The organism is Streptomyces sp. NPDC096105, from assembly GCF_044763335.1.
Lineage (GTDB): Bacteria > Actinomycetota > Actinomycetes > Streptomycetales > Streptomycetaceae > Streptomyces.
This window is the reverse complement of record NZ_JBIWGC010000010.1, coordinates 59,278-76,192: the sequence shown is the minus strand read 5'-3', so window position 1 is coordinate 76,192 and position 16,915 is coordinate 59,278. Positions and strand designations below refer to the sequence as shown.

The window sequence follows — 16,915 nt, the reverse complement described above, 5'->3', positions numbered from 1 at the left end:
CGTACCAGGATGGTCCGCATGTCACCAGCCAACAGCGCGCTTCCCCGTCAGGTCGCCGACGCCTACGTCGACGAGCTCATCGCCCTCGATCCGATCACCGGGACGTATCTCGGCGTCAAGGAGAGTTCCTCCCGGTTGCCCGATCTCTCTCCCGCCGGTCAGGAGGCGGTCGCCGAACTGCTCAGGGCGACCCTCGCCCGGCTCGACGAGGCCGAGCGGCAGCCCGGCGCGGACAGCGGCGTCGAGCGCCGCTGCGCCCGGCTGCTGCGGGAGCGGCTGACCGCCGAGCTGGCCGTGCACGAGGCCGGCGAGCGCCTGCGCGCGGTGGGCAACCTGGGCACGGTCGCGCACGCGGTGCGCGAGGTGTTCACGGTGACCCCGGCGGAGACCGAGGAGGACTGGCGGGCGATCGCGGAGCGGCTGCGCGCGGTCCCGGCCGCGCTGGCCGGCTACCGGGAGTCCCTGGCGCTGGGCCTGGAGCGCAAGCTGTACGCGGCGCCGCGCCCCACGGAGACGTTCGTCGGGCAGCTCGGCGAGTGGGCGGACACCGGCGAGGGCCGCGGCTGGTTCGAGGACTTCGCCGCCGCGGGTCCGGAGGCGCTGCGCGCGGAGCTGGACGAGGGCGCCCGCGCGGCGACCGCGGCCGTGGCGCAGCTGCGGGACTGGCTGCGGGACGTCTACGCCCCGGCGGTCGAGGACGCGCCGGACACGGCGGGCCGGGAGCGCTACGCCCGCTGGTCCCGTTACTACAACGGCACCGACCTGGACCTGGATGAGGCGTACGCGTACGGCTGGTCCGAGTACCACCGGCTGCTCGGCGAGATGAAGAAGGAGGCCGAGAGGATCCTGCCGGGGGCGGAGACCCCGTGGGTGGCGCTGGCCCACCTCGACGAGCACGGCCGGCACATCGAGGGCGTGGACGAGGTCCGCGACTGGCTGCAGGGTCTGATGGACCGGGCGATCGACGCGCTCGACGGCACGCACTTCGACCTCGCCGAGCGGGTGCGGAAGGTGGAGTCGCGGATCGCCCCGGCGGGCAGCGCGGCGGCGCCGTACTACACGCCTCCGTCGGAGGACTTCTCCCGGCCGGGCTGCACCTGGCTGCCCACGATGGGGCTGACCCGCTTCCCGGAGTACGACCTGGTGTCCACCTGGTACCACGAGGGCGTCCCCGGCCATCACCTCCAGCTGGCGCAGTGGGTGCACGTGGCGGAGAACCTCTCCCGCTACCAGTCCACCGTCGGCATGGTCAGCGCCAACTGCGAGGGCTGGGCGCTGTACGCGGAGCGGCTGATGGACGAGCTGGGCTTCCTCACGGACGCGGAACAGCGGCTCGGGTACCTGGACGCGCAGATGATGCGGGCGACCCGGGTCATCGTCGACATCGGCATGCACCTGGAGCTGGAGATCCCCGCGGACTCGCCGTTCCACCCGGGCGAGCGGTGGACGCCGGAGCTGGCGCAGGAGTTCTTCGGCGCGCACAGCAGCCGCCCGGCGGACTTCGTGGAGAGCGAGCTGACGCGCTACCTGACGATCCCGGGGCAGGCCATCGGCTACAAGCTCGGCGAGCGGGCCTGGCTGCTGGGCCGGGAGAAGGCCCGCGAGCGGCACGGCGACGCCTTCGACCTCAAGGCCTGGCACATGGCCGCGCTGTCCCAGGGGTCGCTGGGCCTGGACGACCTGGTGGACGAGCTGGCGGCGCTGTGATCCGGTTCAGCGCCGGAAGCCGCCCTCGGAGTCGATGACCTGGCCGGTGATCCAGCCCGCCTCGTCCGTGGCCAGCCACGCGAGGAGGCGGGCGGGGTCGTCGGGCATGCCCCAGCGCCCGGCGGGGAAGCGCGCGGCGATCGCGTCGTAGACCTCGCCGGTCAGGTAGTCGGTGTCCACGGGGCCGGGGTTGACGGTGTTCACGGTGACCGCGTGGTCGGCCAGCGCGGTCGCCAGGGAGCGGGTGATGGAGGCCAGGGCGCCCTTCTGCAGGGCGTAGGCGATCTCGCCGGGCATGCCGCCGGCGATGTCCTGCCCGGACGTCATCATCATGACGCGTCCGCCCGGGGTGCCCGGCGGGAGCGCGGCGCGGTGCCGGGCGTGGGCCTGGACGAGCAGCAGCACCGAGCGGGTGTCGACGGCCCAGTGCGCGTCGAGCATGGCGGCGTCGACGGTGTCGAGGTCGCCGTCGGAGCCGCTGAGGGCGTGGTTGGCGACGAGGATGTCGAGGCGCCCGCCGAGCGCCTCGGCGGCGCGGGCGTGCAGGGCGGCCGGTTCCGCCGGGTCGCTGAGGTCGCCGGGTCCGGCGAGCACCCGCGCGTCCGGATCGCCGAGCGCCTCCCGCACGGACGCGGTGACGTCCTCGGTCCGGTCGGCGCCCCAGGGCATGGCGGCGTCGTGCGGCACGTGATGGTGCAGATAGACACTGGCGCCGTACGCGGCCAGCCGGCGGGCCACGGCATGGCCGATGCCGCCGCGCCGGCTCGCCCCGGTCACCAGGGCGGTGCGGCCCCGCAGCGGCAGGGGGTCACGGCGGAGTTCCTCGGGCGGGGGCGGGGGGAGCTTCGGCATGATCCCCATGATGGATCGCGCCGCCGGTGAGGGCACGCGAATAACGGCAGGCGCCCGCGCGTCGGGGCAGCGGCCGGAGCGGCACCAGGACCGGCCAGGGCTCCGGGCCGGCCGCCTCCCACCGCGTCTCCTGCTGCCACCGCGCGGTGGCCGGCGCGGCGGGGACGCGTGCCGGGAGGTCCTCCCCCGTGTGTCCGGCGGCCCGGCGGACGACGACAAGGCGCTCGGGGAGACCGGCGGTGGCGGCCGGTCCGTCGCCCAGGACGGTGGGCGGCGGCGTCGCCGGCCGGGAGGACTCCGACGAGCCCGCCGGCCTCGCGGACCCGGTCGTGGACCGAGCGGTCCTCTCGCCGCCGGCTCCCGTCCGGAACGGCGGGCGGTCCCGTCCCCGGCCCCGCGACGAGCGGCCCGCCGCCCGGCCCCGCCCACTCGACCGTGCCCGGCTCCGCGTGTCCGTCCACGGCGGCTTGCCGGACGGCCGGGTTCAGCATCCGCACGCGTCCGTGTCCTCCAGGGAGGTCAGCGGATCGGCGGCGCGGCGCTCCCGGCCCCGCGGGGTCTCGAACGCGTAGCCCTCGCGCACCCAGTACTCGAAGCCGCCGAGCATCTCCTTGACGCGGTACCCGAGTCCGGCGAGGGCGAGCGCGGCGCGGGCGGCCCCGTCGCAGCCGGGCCCCCAGCAGTACGTCACCACCGGCACGGCCGGGTCGAGGAGTTCCGCGGCCCGCTCGGGGATCCGCGCGGTGGGCAGGTGCAGGGCGCCGGGCACATGGCCCCGGTCCCACGCCCCGGCCGAGCGGGAGTCCACCAGGACGAAGCAGGGGTCCCCGCCGGACGCGAGGGCGGTGGCCACGTCGGAGACGTCGGTGTACAGGGCGAGGCTCGCGCGGAAGTGCGCGGCGGCCTCGGCCGGGGAGGCGGGGGCGACCCGCAGGACGGGGTTCACGGTGGTCGTCATGGCAGAGAAACTACGGGCGCGGACGGCGGGCCTGAAGGGACGCATCCCGGTCCGGGGCTTGATCCGCCGGGGATTCTCCTGCTACTTCTCGGCGATGACCGAGTATTCCCCGGACGCCACCGACTGGCGCATCCTCGACCTCCTCCAGCGCGACGGACGGGCCGGCTACGCCGCACTCGCCCGCGCCGTGTCGATGTCCGCGAGCGCGGTCACCGAACGGGTGCGGCGGCTGGAGGAGGCCGGGATCATCCAGGGTTACGCGGCGGTGGTGGACCCGGAGCGGATCGGGCTGCCGGTCCTGGCGTTCGTCCGGCTGCGCTACCCGACCGGCAACTACAAGCCGTTCCACGACCTCGTCGCCGCCACACCGGAGATCCTGGAGGCGCACCACGTGACGGGCGACGACTGCTTCGTCCTGAAGGTCGCCGCGCGGTCGATGCGGCACCTGGAGGAGGTGTCGGGGCGGATCGGCGCACTCGGTTCGGTGACCACCAGCGTGGTGTACTCCTCGCCGCTGCCGCGCCGTCCCGTGGGCCGGTGACCCGGCCGCCTCGTCACGTCCCGCGCTGCCGCAGCCGTGAGCCGGAGCGGCTCTTCTCGACCTCGAGCTGGGCGTGTATGCGGCGGCGCAGGTCGGGGACGTGGCTGACGATGCCGACGCTGCGGTCGCGTTCGCGCAGCGAGTCGAGGACGTCGAGCACCTCGTCGAGGGTCTGGTCGTCGAGGCTGCCGAAGCCCTCGTCGATGAAGAGCGTGTCCAGCCGCACCCCGCCCGCCTCGTCGGTCACCACGTCCGCGAGTCCGAGCGCGAGGGCGAGGGAGGCGAAGAACGTCTCGCCGCCGGAGAGGGTGGCGGTGTCGCGCTCCCGGCCGGTCCAGGCGTCCACCACGTGCAGCCCGAGGCCGCTGCGGCCGCGGCCGGTGCGGTCGTCGGAGTGGACGAGGGTGTAGCGGCCGGACGACATGCGGCGCAGCCGGACGGTCGCGGCGGCGGCGACCTGCTCCAGGCGCGCGGCGAGCACGTACGACTCCAGGCGCATCCGGCGTTCGTTCTGCGCCGAGGTGCCCGCGGTGAGGGCGGCCATGCGGGCCACCCGGTCGTACTCCTCGCGCAGCGGTCCGAGCCGGCGCACGGAGGCGGCGGCGCGGGCGGAGAGCCGGTCGAGTTCGGCGCAGCGGCGGGCGGCGGCGTCGCGCGCGGAGGCCGCCTCGCGGACGGCGCGGTCGGCGTCCTCGGCGGCGCGCTGGGCGGCGGCGAGGTCGGCGGCCGGCTCGCGGGCGGCGGCCGCGGTCTCCGGTTCGGCGAGGACGGCGCGCACGGCGGCCTCCTCGTCGTGCCAGGCGTCCAGGCGCCGTTGCAGCTCCCGGTGGGCGGCGTCGTCGAGGAGGGCGTCGGCGGCGGCCCGCGGGGTGTCGAAGCCCGCGCGGAAGGCGGCGTCGGCGAGCCGGGCGTCGGCGTCCTTGAGCCGCCGGGCGGCCTCCTCGGCGGCGCGGGCGGCGTCGGCGGCGTCGGTGAGCAGCGCGACCTCGCGTTCGAGCTGCCCGGCGCGCGCCGCCACGCTGGGGGCGTCTCCCCGCGCGTGGGCCAACTCCGTTTCCAGCGAGGCGCGTTCGAGGTCGAGGCGGTCCCGGTGGCCGACGCGGGCGGCGGCGCGGACCGCCGCGTCGCGCTGGGCGGCCGTGCGCAGTTCGTGCTCGCGTTCGGCGGCGCGCAGCTCCTCCTGGGCGGTGTGCAGGGCGGAGGCGGCCTCCCGCGCCCGTGCGTACTCCCGCTCCGCCTCGTCGAGTTCGCGGGCGAGCTGTTCGGCCGGGGTGTCCCCGGCCCCGGCGCCCGCCGCGGCCAGTTCCTCGCGGACGGCGGCGAGCCGCTGGTCGGCCTCGGCGCGCCGCTCCTCCGCGCGCTGGTGGTCGGCGAGGGCGCGCTCCTCGGTCTCGCGGTCGACGTGTCCTGCGACCCTGCGGGCCGGGGCGGGGTGTTCGGTGGCGCCGCAGACCGCGCAGGGGGCGCCGTCGGTGAGGCCGGCGGCCAGCTCGGCGGCGATGCCGTTGAGCCGCTGCTCCTTGAGGTCGAGCCAGTGCTGCCGGGCGGCGAGGGCCTCGTCGCGGGCGGCGCGGGCCTGGTCGGCGGCCGCCTCGGCGTCCCGGGTGAGGCGGTCCCGCGTCCGGGCGGCCGCCAGGCGGTGGCGGGCGGTGTCGCGCTGTCCCGCGAGTTCCCCGGCCCGGGCCGCGGCCTGCTGGGCGGCCGCGATGCGGTCCTGGAGGGCGGCGCGGGTGGCCTCCCAGCCGTCGAGCCAGGCCTCGGCGTCCTCGCGGACCTCCTCGTCGGCGCGTTCCTGGCGGTCGAGACCGGCCCGCTCGTCGAGGAGTTCGGTGAGGCGGCGCTCCGCGCGGCGGGCCGACCCCAGTCCGCCCAGTTCCTCGGCGGCGCGGCGGGCCGCCGCCGCGAGCCCGTCCGGGCCCGCGTCCGCGAGGGACGCGGGGAGCAGGGCGCGGGCGCGCTCCTCGGCAGCGGCGGCGCGGCGGTGCTCTGCGTCGGCGGAGTCCCGCAGCTCCAGGGCGGGGACCACGGTCCCGGCCATGCGGGCCCGCTCCATGCGGGTCTGGTCCTCGTCGTGGGCGCCGGACCGCTCCCGCAGCCGCTCGGCCCGCTCCCGCGCCTCGGCGTACCGGCGTTGCAGCCGGTGCCGTTCGCGTGCCGCGTCCAGAGCGCGGCCCGCCTCGGCGCGTACGGACTCGGCGGTGGCGAGCCGGCCGTGGGCGGCGGTGAGCTGTTCGCGCGCGGTGCTGCGGGCGACGGCGGCCGCGGTCAGCACGGCGTCGGCGAGGCCCGGTTCGCCGGGTGACAGCTCGGGGAGTTCCATGGCGCCGCCCGCGGCCTGCTGCATGCGGTGGGCGTCGGCGAGCAGGTCGGCGTCGCCGTCGCGCACCCGCGCCTCGGCGGCCCGGCGGCGGTCGGCGAGGCGCTTCTCCACCTCGGCGAAGCGGTGGGTGTCGAAGAGGCGGCCCAGCAGCTTGCCGCGGGCCTCGGCGTCGGCGCGCAGGAAACGCGCGAAGTCGCCCTGCGGCAACAGCACCACCTGGCAGAACTGCTCCCGGCTCATGCCGAGCAGCTGGGTGATCTCCTCGCCGATCTCCTGGTGCGAGCGGCTGAGGTCCTTCCAGGTCCCCGTGGCGGCGTCGCGCTCCCGCAGCCAGGTCTGCGCCTTGTCGACGGTGGTGCCGGCGCCGCGCTTCTTCGGGCGCTCCCACGGCGGTTGCCGGGTGATCTCCAGCCGGCGTCCGGCGACGGTGAGTTCGAGGGTGACGGAGGTGCGGGTGCCGGGCGCGGCGTGGTCGCTGCGCAAGGTCGTGCCCTGGCCGCCCTGACGGGCGCCGGGGACGGAACCGTAGAGGGCGTAGCAGACGGCGTCCAGGACGGAGGTCTTGCCCGCGCCGGTGGGGCCGTGCAGCAGGAACAGTCCGGCGGCGGACAGGGCGTCGAAGTCGACGCTCTGGGTGGTGCCGAACGGCCCGAAGGCGGTGACGTCCAGGCGGTGCAGTCTCATCGGGCCACCTCCCGCGCGGCCTGGTCGGCGCGGACGGCGTCGAAGGCGTCCCGCAGCACCGTGCGCTCGTGCGGGTCGGGCCCGGCGCCGCGCACGTGGGCGACGAAGTCCTCGGCGATCTGCTGGTCGTCGCGGCCGGCGAGGCGGCGGGCGTAGGACACGTCGGGGTCGTCCGGCGGGCGGTCCGGGTCGAAGACGAGGGCGAGGGTGTGCGGGAAGCGCTCGGTGAGCCGGGTCATGGGGTCGGCGGGGCGGACCGGGTCGGTGAGGGTGGCCTCGATCCACGCCTCCTCGTGCGGCGCGAGCGCGGGGTCGGCGAGCAGCTCCTCAAGAGTGCCGCGGATGCGGGCCAGGGGGCGCGGCACGGGGCAGTCGACGCGCTCGGCGGTGACGCTGCCGTCGGCGGCCAGGTCGACGAGCCACATGGACTTGCGGTGCCCCGCCTCGGAGAAGGAGTACGGCAGCGGGGAGCCGGAGTAGCGGACGCGGTCGGTGAGGGTCTGGCAGCCGTGCAGATGGCCGAGCGCCACGTAGTCGACGCCGTCGAACACGGCGGCGGGCACGGACGCGACGCCGCCGACGGCGATGTCCCGTTCGCTGTCGCTCGGTTCGCCGCCGGTGACGAAGGCGTGGGCGAGGACGACGGAGCGGGTGCCGGACGGGCGGGCGGCGAGGTCGGCGCGCACCCGGTCCATGGCGGCGGCCAGCACCGCCTCGTGTCCGGCCCGCTCGACGCCGAACTCGTCCCGCACCAGGGCGGGCTCCAGGTAGGGCAGGCCGTAGAAGGCGACGTCCCCGTGCGCGTCGGGGAGCAGCACGGGGGTGCCGCAGGCGGAGGGTTCGGTGCGCAGGTGGATGCCGGCGCGGCCCATGAGTCCCGCGCCGACGCCGAGGCGGCGGGCCGAGTCGTGGTTCCCGGAGATCATCACCGTGGGCACGCCGAGGTCGGCGAGCCGGTGCAGCGCGTCGTCGAACAGCTCGACCGCGGCGAGCGGCGGCACGGCCCGGTCGTACACGTCCCCCGACACCACCACCGCGTCCACGTCGCGCTCGCGCGCGGTGCCGACGAGGTGGTCGATGAACTCGGCCTGGGCGCCGAGCATGCCGACGCGGTGGAAGGACCGGCCGAGGTGCCAGTCGGACGTGTGCAGCAGTCTCATGAAATCGCCCTGACCTGCACATTCACCTCTACTGCGCCTCTGAAACCAGCACGAACCGGCACGGGGCTCGCCGTCACCCCCGCCACGCTAACGCATGTCGCCCCCCGATCCACCACTCACCTCGCATCACCCCCGTGCTCCGCGTGCGATTCCGGTGTGTCCGCGTCATCACCCGTCACCGGTTCGAGGCCGGGTGCGCAGGGTTCCGGCTCCCCATCACCGGGCCCGCCGCGCGAAGGCCCTGCGGCTCCGGCCGGGGGCGTTGGTCAATGCCGCGAGGTGCTCAAGGCCCGGATCGGCGGCGCTGAAGAGTGTCCGCGACTCTTCCACCGCGCCTGCCGGCACTCGGTCGGTGCCGAGCGCGGACGGACAGCCTTCCGTTCTCCCGAACAGCTCATGGACACGACGGGACTTCTGTGGGTGGCGGGGACGTCGCGTGGTGTCGTTCCGTCGGATCGAGCACGTGGGTCCGTCCGGCAGGTTCGCGATGTCAGCCATCGCACGGTGGAAGAAGCCCCCCTCCGGTACGAACACATAGGCAACTCGGCTGAGTTGTCGCGGGTCAAGGAGACTCCACAGCGTGCCGCGGCTCCGGAGGCGCACCGCTCCGCACTCCACGGAACCCATCTGGCCTGCTGTTACACGGCAGGACACGACTGCGTCGGCGGATCCGGGCCACGGCGAGCCGAGGGCGGAGTGGTTGACGTCGGGAATCTGCCAGAGGACGGCGCCCGCTCCTGCTGGACTGGAACTCACGCTCCGCTTCGTGAGGCCCGACTCAGGACGGAATTCATGTCCACAGCGACCACCACTTCTGCCCACTCCCCCGCACCCCCGGACCGCTCTCCCCTGATCTCCTGGCTGGCCGTCATCTCGGTGATGCTGGGGATCTTCTCCATCGTCACCACCGAAATCCTCCCCATCGGCCTGCTCACCTCGATCGGAGCGAGCTTCACCGTCTCGGACGGAATGGCAGGTCTCATGATGACCATGCCAGGATTCCTCGCCGCGGTCTCAGCACCCCTCGTCACCGCCGCCACCGGCCGCATCGACCGCCGCACCATGCTCGCCGTCTTCATCCTCCTGCTCGCCCTGGCCAACTTCCTCGCCGCCGCCGCGTCCAGCTACTGGCTCGTCCTGGTCTCCCGCGTCATGGTCGGCATCACCATCGGCGGCTTCTGGTCCATCGGAGCCGGACTCGCCGCCCAGCTCGTCCCCGCCGCATCCGTCGGCCGGGCCACCTCCGTCATCTTCTCCGCCGTCCCCCTCGGCTCCGTCCTCGGCGTCCCCCTGGGCACCTTCATCGGCGACACCGCCGGCTGGCGAACCGCTTTCCTCGTCATGGGCGGCTTCACCCTCGCCGTCCTCGCCCTGCTCCTCCTGGCCGTCCCGCCCCTCCCCGCCCACCAGGCCACCCGCCTCCACGTCCTCACCACCATGCTCCGCAACACCAACACCCGCTACGCCCTCGTGACGACCTTCCTCGTCGTCCTCGCCCACTTCGGCACCTACACCTACGTCACCCCCTTCCTCGAACAGGTCACCCACGTCAGCACCGGTCTCATCACCGTCTACCTCCTCATCTACGGAGCGGCCGGCATCGCCGGCAACTTCCTCGGCGGGTCCACCGTGGGACGCCATCCCCGCGCCACCTTCGCCACAGCCGCCGCGCTCATCGCCGCAGCGACCTTCCTCCTGCCCGTCCTGGGCAGGTCGGACGCCGGAGCCGTGGCACTCCTGATCGTCTGGGGTCTCGCCTACGGAGCCGTCCCCGTCTGCTCCCAGACCTGGTTCTCCAAAGCCGCACCCGGCTCCCCCGAAGCCTCCTCCGTCCTGTTCACCGCCTCCTTCCAGGCCACCATCTCCCTCGGAGCCCTCGTCGGAGGAGCCGTCCTCGACCGTTCCTCCCCCTCCACCGTCATGGTCCTCGGCGGCCTCGCCGCCACCCTCATGGTCCTGGCGGCCTGGACCCACCACGCGCGAAAGCACACATGGCCCCGGGCCACGTGAGCTCACCGCCCCGAGTGCGGCCGGTCTCCCCGGCACACCCTCGCGTTCGTCCCCTCGTCCGGTCGTGCCCGCCCCCGCCTCCCCCGTCACGGCGGCACGGCACGGCCAGGAGATCGTGCGCTGGCCGGACGTCGTGACCGGGACGGTCACCGACACCCAGGTCAAGCTCCCCTCCCCGCCGGCGTCACCGGACCCCCGCGCTCTCCCCTCCGGTCGGCAGGGAGAGCGCGGGACTCCTCATCGGTGCGCAGCTGATCACCGCCCCGTTCCCGGAGTCCGCCCTCTTCCGGGTGGGAACAGCCATCGAAGAACAGCGCACGGACACCGGCGGACTCGCCGACGCATCCCAGGCGGACACCATCCGCCGTCCCTCAGTTTCCTGAGGCAGAACCCGGAGGCCCGCTCGTGAACCCTGAGTTCGTTCCGTCCCCCGAGGCGCTCCCCGACGCCTTCTACCGCGAGCTCGGGGGCGGCCGGTACGAGAGCACCCCGGCCACCGCGGGCCCGTGGAGTGCGAAGTCGCAGCACGCCGGCCCGCCTTCGGCCCTCGTCGGGCGCGCGCTGGAGCGGCACGCCCCCCGGCCTGGCATGAGGATCGCCCGCGTCACCGTGGAGCTGCTGCGTCCGGTGCCGGTCGCGGACCTGGCGGTCAAGGTGCGGACGGTCCGGTCGGGCGGCAGTGTCGAGGTGCTCGAGGGGGAGGTCACGGCGGCCGGCGCCACGGTGCTGCTGGCCCGGGCCTGGGGGCTGGTCGCCAGCCCTCGGGCCACTCCGTCGCTACAGCCCGTCCCTCCCGCCCCGGCCCTGCCTGGACCGCAACCGCCGCACACCATGGCGGGCGCCCATCCGGACGGCTACATCGCGGCGATGGAGTGGCGCTTCGAGGACGGCCGGGGTTTCGACTCGCTCGGTCCGGGGACCGCCTGGGCCCGCCAGCGCATCCCCTTGGTGGCCGGCGCCCCGGACTCTCCGCTGACCAGGGCACTCACGGTGGCCGACAGCAGCTGGGCCGTCGGTTTCGAGCTGGACCACCACTCGAATCTCGTCATCAACACCGACATGACCCTCGCCCTGCACCGCGATCCCGTCGGGGAATGGCTGTGCCTGCGCTCGCACACCGCGGCCAGTCCCGAGGGTTCGGGGCTGGCCCTCGGCCAGCTCGACGACGCGCTGGAGGGCTGCGGGCGGGTGCTGCAGACCTTGCTGGTCACTGAACGGCGCGACCGGCTGTGACCGGCCACGCCGGTAAACCTCCGACAGCGCGGGCGGTCGTTCCCGTATCACCCGTCACGTCCCGGCCCGGTTCCGCCCGTCATCGCCCGGGGGGTGATACGCGCGGGGCGTCAGGCGTCCCCGTAGGCCTCCCCGCCCAGTTCGAGGCGTGCGGTGCCGGAGGTGGCGTCGGCGAGCCAGGCGCGGAAGGCGTCCACGTCGGCGTCGGGGAGGCCGATCTCGAGGGTGACCTCCTCGCCGTAGCGCACGTCGCGCACCTCACGGCCGGTGGAGCGCAGGTCGTTCTGCACCTTTCCCGCCCTCTGGTGGCCGACGGTGACGGTGGCCAGCCGGAAGCGGCGCCGGGTGATCGTGCCGAGGGCGTCCAGGGCCTCGCCGACCGAGCCGCCGTAGGCGCGGATGAGGCCGCCCGCGCCGAGTTTCACGCCGCCGAAGTAGCGGGTGACGACGGCGACGACGTAGCGCATGTCGCGGCGCAGCAGCATCTGCAGCATGGGGGCGCCGGCGGTGCCACCGGGCTCCCCGTCGTCGCCGGCCTTCTGGACGGAGGCGTCCGCGCCGATGACGTACGCCCAGCAGTTGTGGGTGGCGTCGGCGTGCTCCTTGCGGACGGCGGCGATGAAGTCCTGCGCCTCCCGCTCGGTGGCCGCCGGGGCGAGGGCGCACAGGAAGCGGGAGCGGTTGATCTCGGTCTCGTGCACACCCGCGCGGGCCACGGTGCGGTACTCGTCCTGCATCCGGCCAGCCTATGCGGCTCCGGTCAGGGCCTGCCGCGCGGGACGGTGAGCGAGGTGAGCAGGGCGCCGGCGGGGACCAGGTCGTGCCAGGGGGCGCCGCGCCGGCCGAGCACCGCGATCACAGAGGTGGGGAACGTGACGCGGACCCGGTCCGAGGTGTCGTCGAGGCCGTCGGGGGCGAGGGCCGGCACGAGGTCCTCCGGCCCCGGGTGGCGGCCGGCGAGCGGCAGCGTCTCGACCTCGGCGGGCGCTTCGCGGATCACGTCCGGCAGGCCGGGGACGTCCGCGTGGTGGAGGCGCGGGCCGAGCCGGACCGGCGGGGGCGTCCCGGCGGCCGCGGGCGGCCGGCGGGCACTCGTGATCGGCGGGCACTCGTGACCGGCGGGCACTCGTGACCGGTGACGTCTTCCGGCCGGGCGGACTCGGCGTGCCGCAGCACGACCAGCCGGCGCAGCGGTCCCGCCGCCGCACGCTCGGTCATGCGGGGGTTCCGAGGTCGCGGGCGAGGTCGAGGCCGAGCAGCCGGTCGGCGTAGGCGTAGGTCTCGAAGCGGGCGCCGTCCGCCGGACCGGGGTCGGTCTCCAGCGCGCGGAGCACGCCGAGCACCCCGGCCGTGTCCAGGTCGCCCTCCCACGCGCCGCGCAGGTCGGCGCGCACCTCGTCGGGCACGGGCCGGGAGGGCCGCCGCGCCCAGTCGGCGACCGCGCCCCGCCAGCGGCCGAGGGTGTCGCCGGCCTCCGTCAGGGCGTCCGCGTCGATCCGCGCGGGCGTGCTCCTCGGGTGCGCGAGCAGGGCGAGGCGCAGGGCGGCCTGGTCGGCCTCGCCCGGCGGGACCGGCGCCGCCCAGGTGACGGGGGCGACGGCGACCCGTACGCCGTCGGGTTCCGCGCCGTTCTCGTCCACGACGTGCAGGACCTGCGCCTCGCCGAGCCCGGCGGCGCCCTCACCGTCCTCGAAGGGCCGGACCCCGAGGGCGGCGGCCGCCGCACGCAGTTCCTCGTACTGCCGTTCGGCGGAGAGCAGCGCCCACACCGGCGTGCCGCCGAGTTCCAGGGCGCGCACGAGCAGGTCGGCGGCCAGCAGCACGCGCAGGCCGGTCGGGTCGAGTCCTGGTGGGTGGGCCTCGACACGGGTCAGGCCCCGGCGGGCGGGGGCGGCGGCCACGAGCTCGCCGGTTCGGGCGTCGGTGATGCGCAGCACGAGGCGAGCGTAGGCATACGAGCGGGCGCACGCAGGTATCTCGCACGCTTTTCACGCCGTCGCTTGCCCGGCGCCGCCCGTCGTGGCAGACGCGCGGCGCCGGGAATCACCGTGCCGTGCGCCGGGTTGTGCAGAGCACCAGCCCACTCCAGACCCACGGGAGGCCGACGGTGTACGGCGACGATGCGACGGTCCGCAAGATCCTCACCGAGTCCGGTGACACCTGGGCCGTGGTCGGCCTGTCGGCCAACCGGCAGCGCGCCGCGTACGGGGTCGCGCAGGTGCTCCAGCGGTTCGGCAAGCGCGTGGTGCCGGTGCACCCGAAGGCGGAGACGGTGCACGGGGAGCAGGGGTACGCCTCGCTCGCGGACATCCCCTTCGAGGTGGACGTGGTGGACGTGTTCGTCAACAGCGACCTGGCGGGCGCGGTGGCGGACGAGGCGGTGGCCAAGGGCGCCGAGGCCGTGTGGTTCCAGCTCGGGGTGGTCGACGAGGCGGCGTACGAGCGCACGCGTGCGGCGGGACTGGAGATGGTGATGGACCGCTGCCCCGCGATCGAGATCCCCCGGCTCGGTCTCCGCGAGGCCTGAGAGGGGCAGCGGTCACGCCGGTGCCGCACGGGCGGGGTGACGCCGCGACGGCGCGGGCACGCAGCGCGGCACTGACACCCGGGCGGCCGTGGCCCGTCGGCTCAGGCCGCGGGCCTGCCGAGGCCTTCCAGCACGACCGCCTCCGGCAGTTCCGCGAAGGCCTTGCCCGGCACCAGCAGCTTCCCGCGCCGCCGCCCGCTGCCGACCAGCACGTACGGCAGGTCCACGACGGCCGCGTCCACCAGCACCGGCCAGCTCTCGGGCAGCCCGACGGGGGTGATGCCGCCGTACTCCATGCCGGTCTCCCCCGTCGCCGTGTCCATGGGCGCGAAGGACGCCTTGCGGACGCCGAGGTGACGGCGCACCACCCCGTTCACGTCGGCGCGGGTGGTGGACAGCACGACGCACGCGGCGAGCGTGGACCCGCCGCCGCGCCTGCCCGCCACCACCACGCAGTTCGCCGACCGCTCCAGCAGGTCACGGCCGTAGTGCTCGACGAAGACGGCGGTGTCGGCCCACTGCGGGTCCGTCTCGACGTAGAGGATCTGGTCGGCGGGGACGCTCCCGCTCCAGGCGCGGACCGCGGCCGCGACGGGGGCGGTCAGCTCGTCGAGGCAGTCGGGGGCGGGAGTGGCGTGGTCGAAGTCTCCGATGGGTGCGCGCATGGCGGCACGGTAACAGCGGGCGGGGCGGCCGTCGGAGCGCGTCTCACTGCACGGGCGGCACCGACACCGTCATGATCATCTCGACGGGCCCGTCGCCCGCGTTGCCGTACGCGTGGGGCGCGTTCGCCTCGAAGGAGGCGCTGGCGCCGGCCGGCACCCGGTGCTCCTCCCCGTCGACGGTGAGCGTCAGCTCCCCGGCCGTGACGTGGATGAGTTCGACCGTGCCCTCGGGATGCGGGTCGGAGTCGCTGCTCTCCCCCGGCATCAGCCGCCACTCCCACATCTCCAGCGGGCCGAGGGCCTCGGTGCCGGTCAGCAGCCGGCTGTAACTGCCGCGCTCGGTGGACCACAGGCGGACCGTCCGGTCGGCGGGGACGATCCGGACGTTCGGACCGCGCTCGTAGTCGAGCAGGGTGGGCACGCTGACGCCGAGCGCGTCGCCGATCTTGACGATCGTGCCGATGCTCGGGTTGGTGCGCGCCTGCTCGATCTGGATGAGCATGCCGCGGCTGACGCCCGCCCGGGCCGCGAGCGTGTCCAGGGTGAAGCCGCGCTCGGTGCGCCAGCGCTTGACGTTGCGCGCCAGGGACCGGGTCAGCAGGTCGAGGTCCGCCACATTCCGTCCGTTCGACAATCCGGATGACCGGGGCCGGCCCGTGCGACTGCGGTGCGGTGTACCCGGTCGTTCACCGCACTGTACTGCGAGGTCGCGGCCGGGAAGGCGCGGGCCTCAGGCGCCCGGTTCCACCTCGGCCAGCCGCGCGGCGCCGTTCGCCTCGTGCCGGGCGAGGCGGGCGGCGCCCTCCTCGTCCAGCCCGGCGAGGCGGGCCGCGCTCTCCTCGTCGAGCTCCGACAGCGCCCGCAACTGACCGGGTGTGATGTCGTCGGGGATCGGCACGGGCGGCGGGGTGCGCAGCGGCGGCTGCCAGCCCTCGTCGGGCGTCCAGCGGCGGACGACCCGGGCGGGAGCGCCCGCGACCACGCAGTGGTCCGGCACCTCGCCGCGGACGACCGCGCCCGCGGCCACCACCACGTTCCGCCCGACGCGGGCGCCCGGCAGGATCACCGCGCCGGTGCCGATCCAGCAGCCGGGGCCGATCTCCACCGGCTCCATCCGCGGCCACTGCTTGCCGATGGGCTCGTCCGGGTCGTCGTAGGAGTGGTTGGTGGAGGTGACGTAGACGTACGGGCCGAAGTAGCAGTCGCTGCCGATGGTCACCGTGGTGTCGGCGATGACATGGCTGCCGCGGCCGAGGACGACGCCGTCGCCGATGCGCAGGATCGGGTCGGGGCCGAGGTCGAGGCCGGGCATCAGGCCCGCGGTGAGGGTGACCTGCTCCCCGACGATGCAGTGCGCGCCGATCCGGATCCAGGGCTCGCCGAAGACGGTGCCGAGCGGGAAGGCGAGTCTGGTACCTGTTCCCATCGCGCCGAACCGGAAGCGGCCGGGGTGTTCCGCGGTCACCGAGCCCGTGCGCTGCACCCAGGCCCAGCCCGCGTGGACCGCGCGCTGGGCGAGGCGACGCGGCCAGGACGAGAACGTGTTCTTGCGCTTCGGCACCCGCTCACCGTAGTCCGCGGGCGCGACGGGCACGGCCCGTCGCCCCTGTGATCTTCACCCCACCGGTGTGGCGTACGGTTCCCCCCACATCCGACGAGGAGGCGACGATGACGCACCAGGCCTTGATCACGGGCATCGGCGGCAGGGAGCCGCGGATCGACGAGGGGGTGTTCGTGGCGCCCACGGCGAGCGTGATCGGGGACGTGACGCTGCGCGCCGGGGCGAGCGTCTGGTACGGGGCGGTGCTGCGCGGCGACGTGGAGTCGATCGCGGTGGGCGCCGACAGCAACGTCCAGGACAACTGCACCCTGCACGCCGACCCCGGCTTCCCGGTCACCGTGGGCGAGCGGGTCTCCATCGGGCACAACGCGGTGGTGCACGGGGCGGCCGTCGGGGACGACTGCCTGATCGGCATGGGCGCGACCGTGCTGAACGGCGCGGTGATCGGCGCCGGCTCCCTGGTCGCCGCGCAGGCGCTGGTGCCGCAGGGCATGCGGGTGCCGCCGGGCTCCCTGGTCGCGGGAGTCCCGGCGAAGGTACGGCGGGAGCTGACGCCGGAGGAGCGCGAGGGGCTGACGCTCAACGGCACGATGTACGCGGAGTTGGCGAAGGCCCACCGGGACCAGCACGGGGGCTGACGCGGCCCGCGCCCCCCTTCCGGGCCGCACGCTCCCCGGTCCGGGCGGCGTCCCCCCTG

16 protein-coding genes and 1 pseudogene are annotated in these 16,915 nt (G+C 75.1%); 6 read left to right on the top strand and 11 right to left on the bottom strand.

Going from position 1 to position 16,915, the window contains the following annotated elements:
- Positions 1-18 precede the first annotated feature (18 nt).
- On the top strand, positions 19-1,707 hold the full coding sequence (locus ACIQ8B_RS17890) for a DUF885 domain-containing protein (RefSeq protein WP_403547834.1): 1,689 nt from the start codon (positions 19-21) through the stop codon (positions 1,705-1,707).
- A gap of 6 nt (positions 1,708-1,713) precedes the next feature.
- On the opposite strand, the gene ACIQ8B_RS17885 is transcribed toward ACIQ8B_RS17890, so the two are convergent.
- The 3 genes from ACIQ8B_RS17885 to ACIQ8B_RS17875 all read right to left on the bottom strand — a co-directional run bounded on the left by ACIQ8B_RS17885 (position 1,714) and on the right by ACIQ8B_RS17875 (position 3,517).
- Entirely contained in the window at positions 1,714-2,559 is an 846-nt protein-coding gene (locus tag ACIQ8B_RS17885) for an SDR family oxidoreductase (RefSeq protein WP_106416514.1), read from the bottom strand.
- On the bottom strand, positions 2,516-2,821 hold the full coding sequence (locus ACIQ8B_RS17880) for a hypothetical protein (protein WP_403548082.1): 306 nt from the start codon (positions 2,819-2,821) through the stop codon (positions 2,516-2,518). Before ACIQ8B_RS17880 ends, ACIQ8B_RS17885 begins: the two co-directional genes overlap by 44 nt.
- 222 nt (positions 2,822-3,043) lie before the next feature.
- Complete coding sequence (locus tag ACIQ8B_RS17875; RefSeq protein WP_403547832.1) at positions 3,044-3,517, bottom strand: rhodanese-like domain-containing protein; 474 nt, start codon at positions 3,515-3,517, stop codon at positions 3,044-3,046.
- Between the two features lie 94 nt (positions 3,518-3,611).
- On the opposite strand from ACIQ8B_RS17875, the gene ACIQ8B_RS17870 reads away from it, so the two are divergent.
- Entirely contained in the window at positions 3,612-4,058 is a 447-nt protein-coding gene (locus ACIQ8B_RS17870) for an Lrp/AsnC family transcriptional regulator (RefSeq protein WP_106416513.1), read from the top strand.
- 13 nt (positions 4,059-4,071) lie between these two features.
- Here ACIQ8B_RS17870 and ACIQ8B_RS17865 read toward each other — a convergent pair whose 3' ends face one another.
- Both ACIQ8B_RS17865 and ACIQ8B_RS17860 read right to left on the bottom strand, forming a co-directional pair.
- The gene (locus ACIQ8B_RS17865; RefSeq protein ID WP_290009132.1) at positions 4,072-7,062 is read right to left on the bottom strand and encodes an SMC family ATPase; all 2,991 of its coding nucleotides are present in this window, start codon (positions 7,060-7,062) and stop codon (positions 4,072-4,074) included.
- On the bottom strand, positions 7,059-8,222 hold the full coding sequence (locus ACIQ8B_RS17860) for an exonuclease SbcCD subunit D (protein ID WP_403547829.1): 1,164 nt from the start codon (positions 8,220-8,222) through the stop codon (positions 7,059-7,061). Before ACIQ8B_RS17860 ends, ACIQ8B_RS17865 begins: the two co-directional genes overlap by 4 nt.
- Before the next feature lie 792 nt (positions 8,223-9,014).
- On the opposite strand from ACIQ8B_RS17860, the gene ACIQ8B_RS17855 reads away from it, so the two are divergent.
- Positions 9,015-10,232: an MFS transporter gene (locus ACIQ8B_RS17855; protein WP_403547827.1), complete on the top strand. Its 1,218-nt coding sequence runs from the start codon at positions 9,015-9,017 to the stop codon at positions 10,230-10,232.
- 405 nt (positions 10,233-10,637) lie between these two features.
- Complete coding sequence (locus tag ACIQ8B_RS17850; protein ID WP_403547825.1) at positions 10,638-11,465, top strand: thioesterase family protein; 828 nt, start codon at positions 10,638-10,640, stop codon at positions 11,463-11,465.
- 110 nt (positions 11,466-11,575) lie between these two features.
- Here ACIQ8B_RS17850 and ACIQ8B_RS17845 read toward each other — a convergent pair whose 3' ends face one another.
- The 3 genes and pseudogenes from ACIQ8B_RS17845 to ACIQ8B_RS17835 all read right to left on the bottom strand — a co-directional run bounded on the left by ACIQ8B_RS17845 (position 11,576) and on the right by ACIQ8B_RS17835 (position 13,402).
- Complete coding sequence (locus ACIQ8B_RS17845) at positions 11,576-12,202, bottom strand: YigZ family protein (protein WP_403547823.1); 627 nt, start codon at positions 12,200-12,202, stop codon at positions 11,576-11,578.
- Positions 12,203-12,225: 23 nt separating this feature from the next.
- Positions 12,226-12,683, bottom strand: a pseudogene (locus ACIQ8B_RS17840) (histidine phosphatase family protein).
- Positions 12,680-13,402 carry a hypothetical protein gene (locus tag ACIQ8B_RS17835; protein WP_403547821.1) on the bottom strand — a complete coding sequence of 241 codons (723 nt, stop codon included), beginning with the start codon at positions 13,400-13,402 and terminating at the stop codon, positions 12,680-12,682. Before ACIQ8B_RS17835 ends, ACIQ8B_RS17840 begins: the two are co-directional and overlap by 4 nt.
- A 170-nt stretch (positions 13,403-13,572) precedes the next feature.
- Here ACIQ8B_RS17835 and ACIQ8B_RS17830 point away from each other — a divergent pair, with 170 nt between their 5' ends.
- Complete coding sequence (locus ACIQ8B_RS17830; protein ID WP_106415267.1) at positions 13,573-13,992, top strand: CoA-binding protein; 420 nt, start codon at positions 13,573-13,575, stop codon at positions 13,990-13,992.
- Positions 13,993-14,093: 101 nt separating this feature from the next.
- On the opposite strand, the gene ACIQ8B_RS17825 is transcribed toward ACIQ8B_RS17830, so the two are convergent.
- From ACIQ8B_RS17825 to ACIQ8B_RS17815, 3 genes are all read right to left on the bottom strand, one after another.
- The gene (locus ACIQ8B_RS17825; RefSeq protein WP_403547818.1) at positions 14,094-14,657 is read right to left on the bottom strand and encodes a YbaK/EbsC family protein; all 564 of its coding nucleotides are present in this window, start codon (positions 14,655-14,657) and stop codon (positions 14,094-14,096) included.
- A gap of 43 nt (positions 14,658-14,700) precedes the next feature.
- Positions 14,701-15,273, bottom strand: a complete 573-nt coding sequence (locus ACIQ8B_RS17820) for a helix-turn-helix domain-containing protein (RefSeq protein ID WP_403547816.1) — start codon at positions 15,271-15,273, stop codon at positions 14,701-14,703.
- Between the two features lie 114 nt (positions 15,274-15,387).
- Positions 15,388-16,218 carry an acyltransferase gene (locus tag ACIQ8B_RS17815; RefSeq protein ID WP_403547814.1) on the bottom strand — a complete coding sequence of 277 codons (831 nt, stop codon included), beginning with the start codon at positions 16,216-16,218 and terminating at the stop codon, positions 15,388-15,390.
- Positions 16,219-16,325: 107 nt separating this feature from the next.
- Here ACIQ8B_RS17815 and ACIQ8B_RS17810 point away from each other — a divergent pair, with 107 nt between their 5' ends.
- The gene (locus tag ACIQ8B_RS17810) at positions 16,326-16,856 is read left to right on the top strand and encodes a gamma carbonic anhydrase family protein (protein WP_403547812.1); all 531 of its coding nucleotides are present in this window, start codon (positions 16,326-16,328) and stop codon (positions 16,854-16,856) included.
- Positions 16,857-16,915 lie beyond the last annotated feature (59 nt).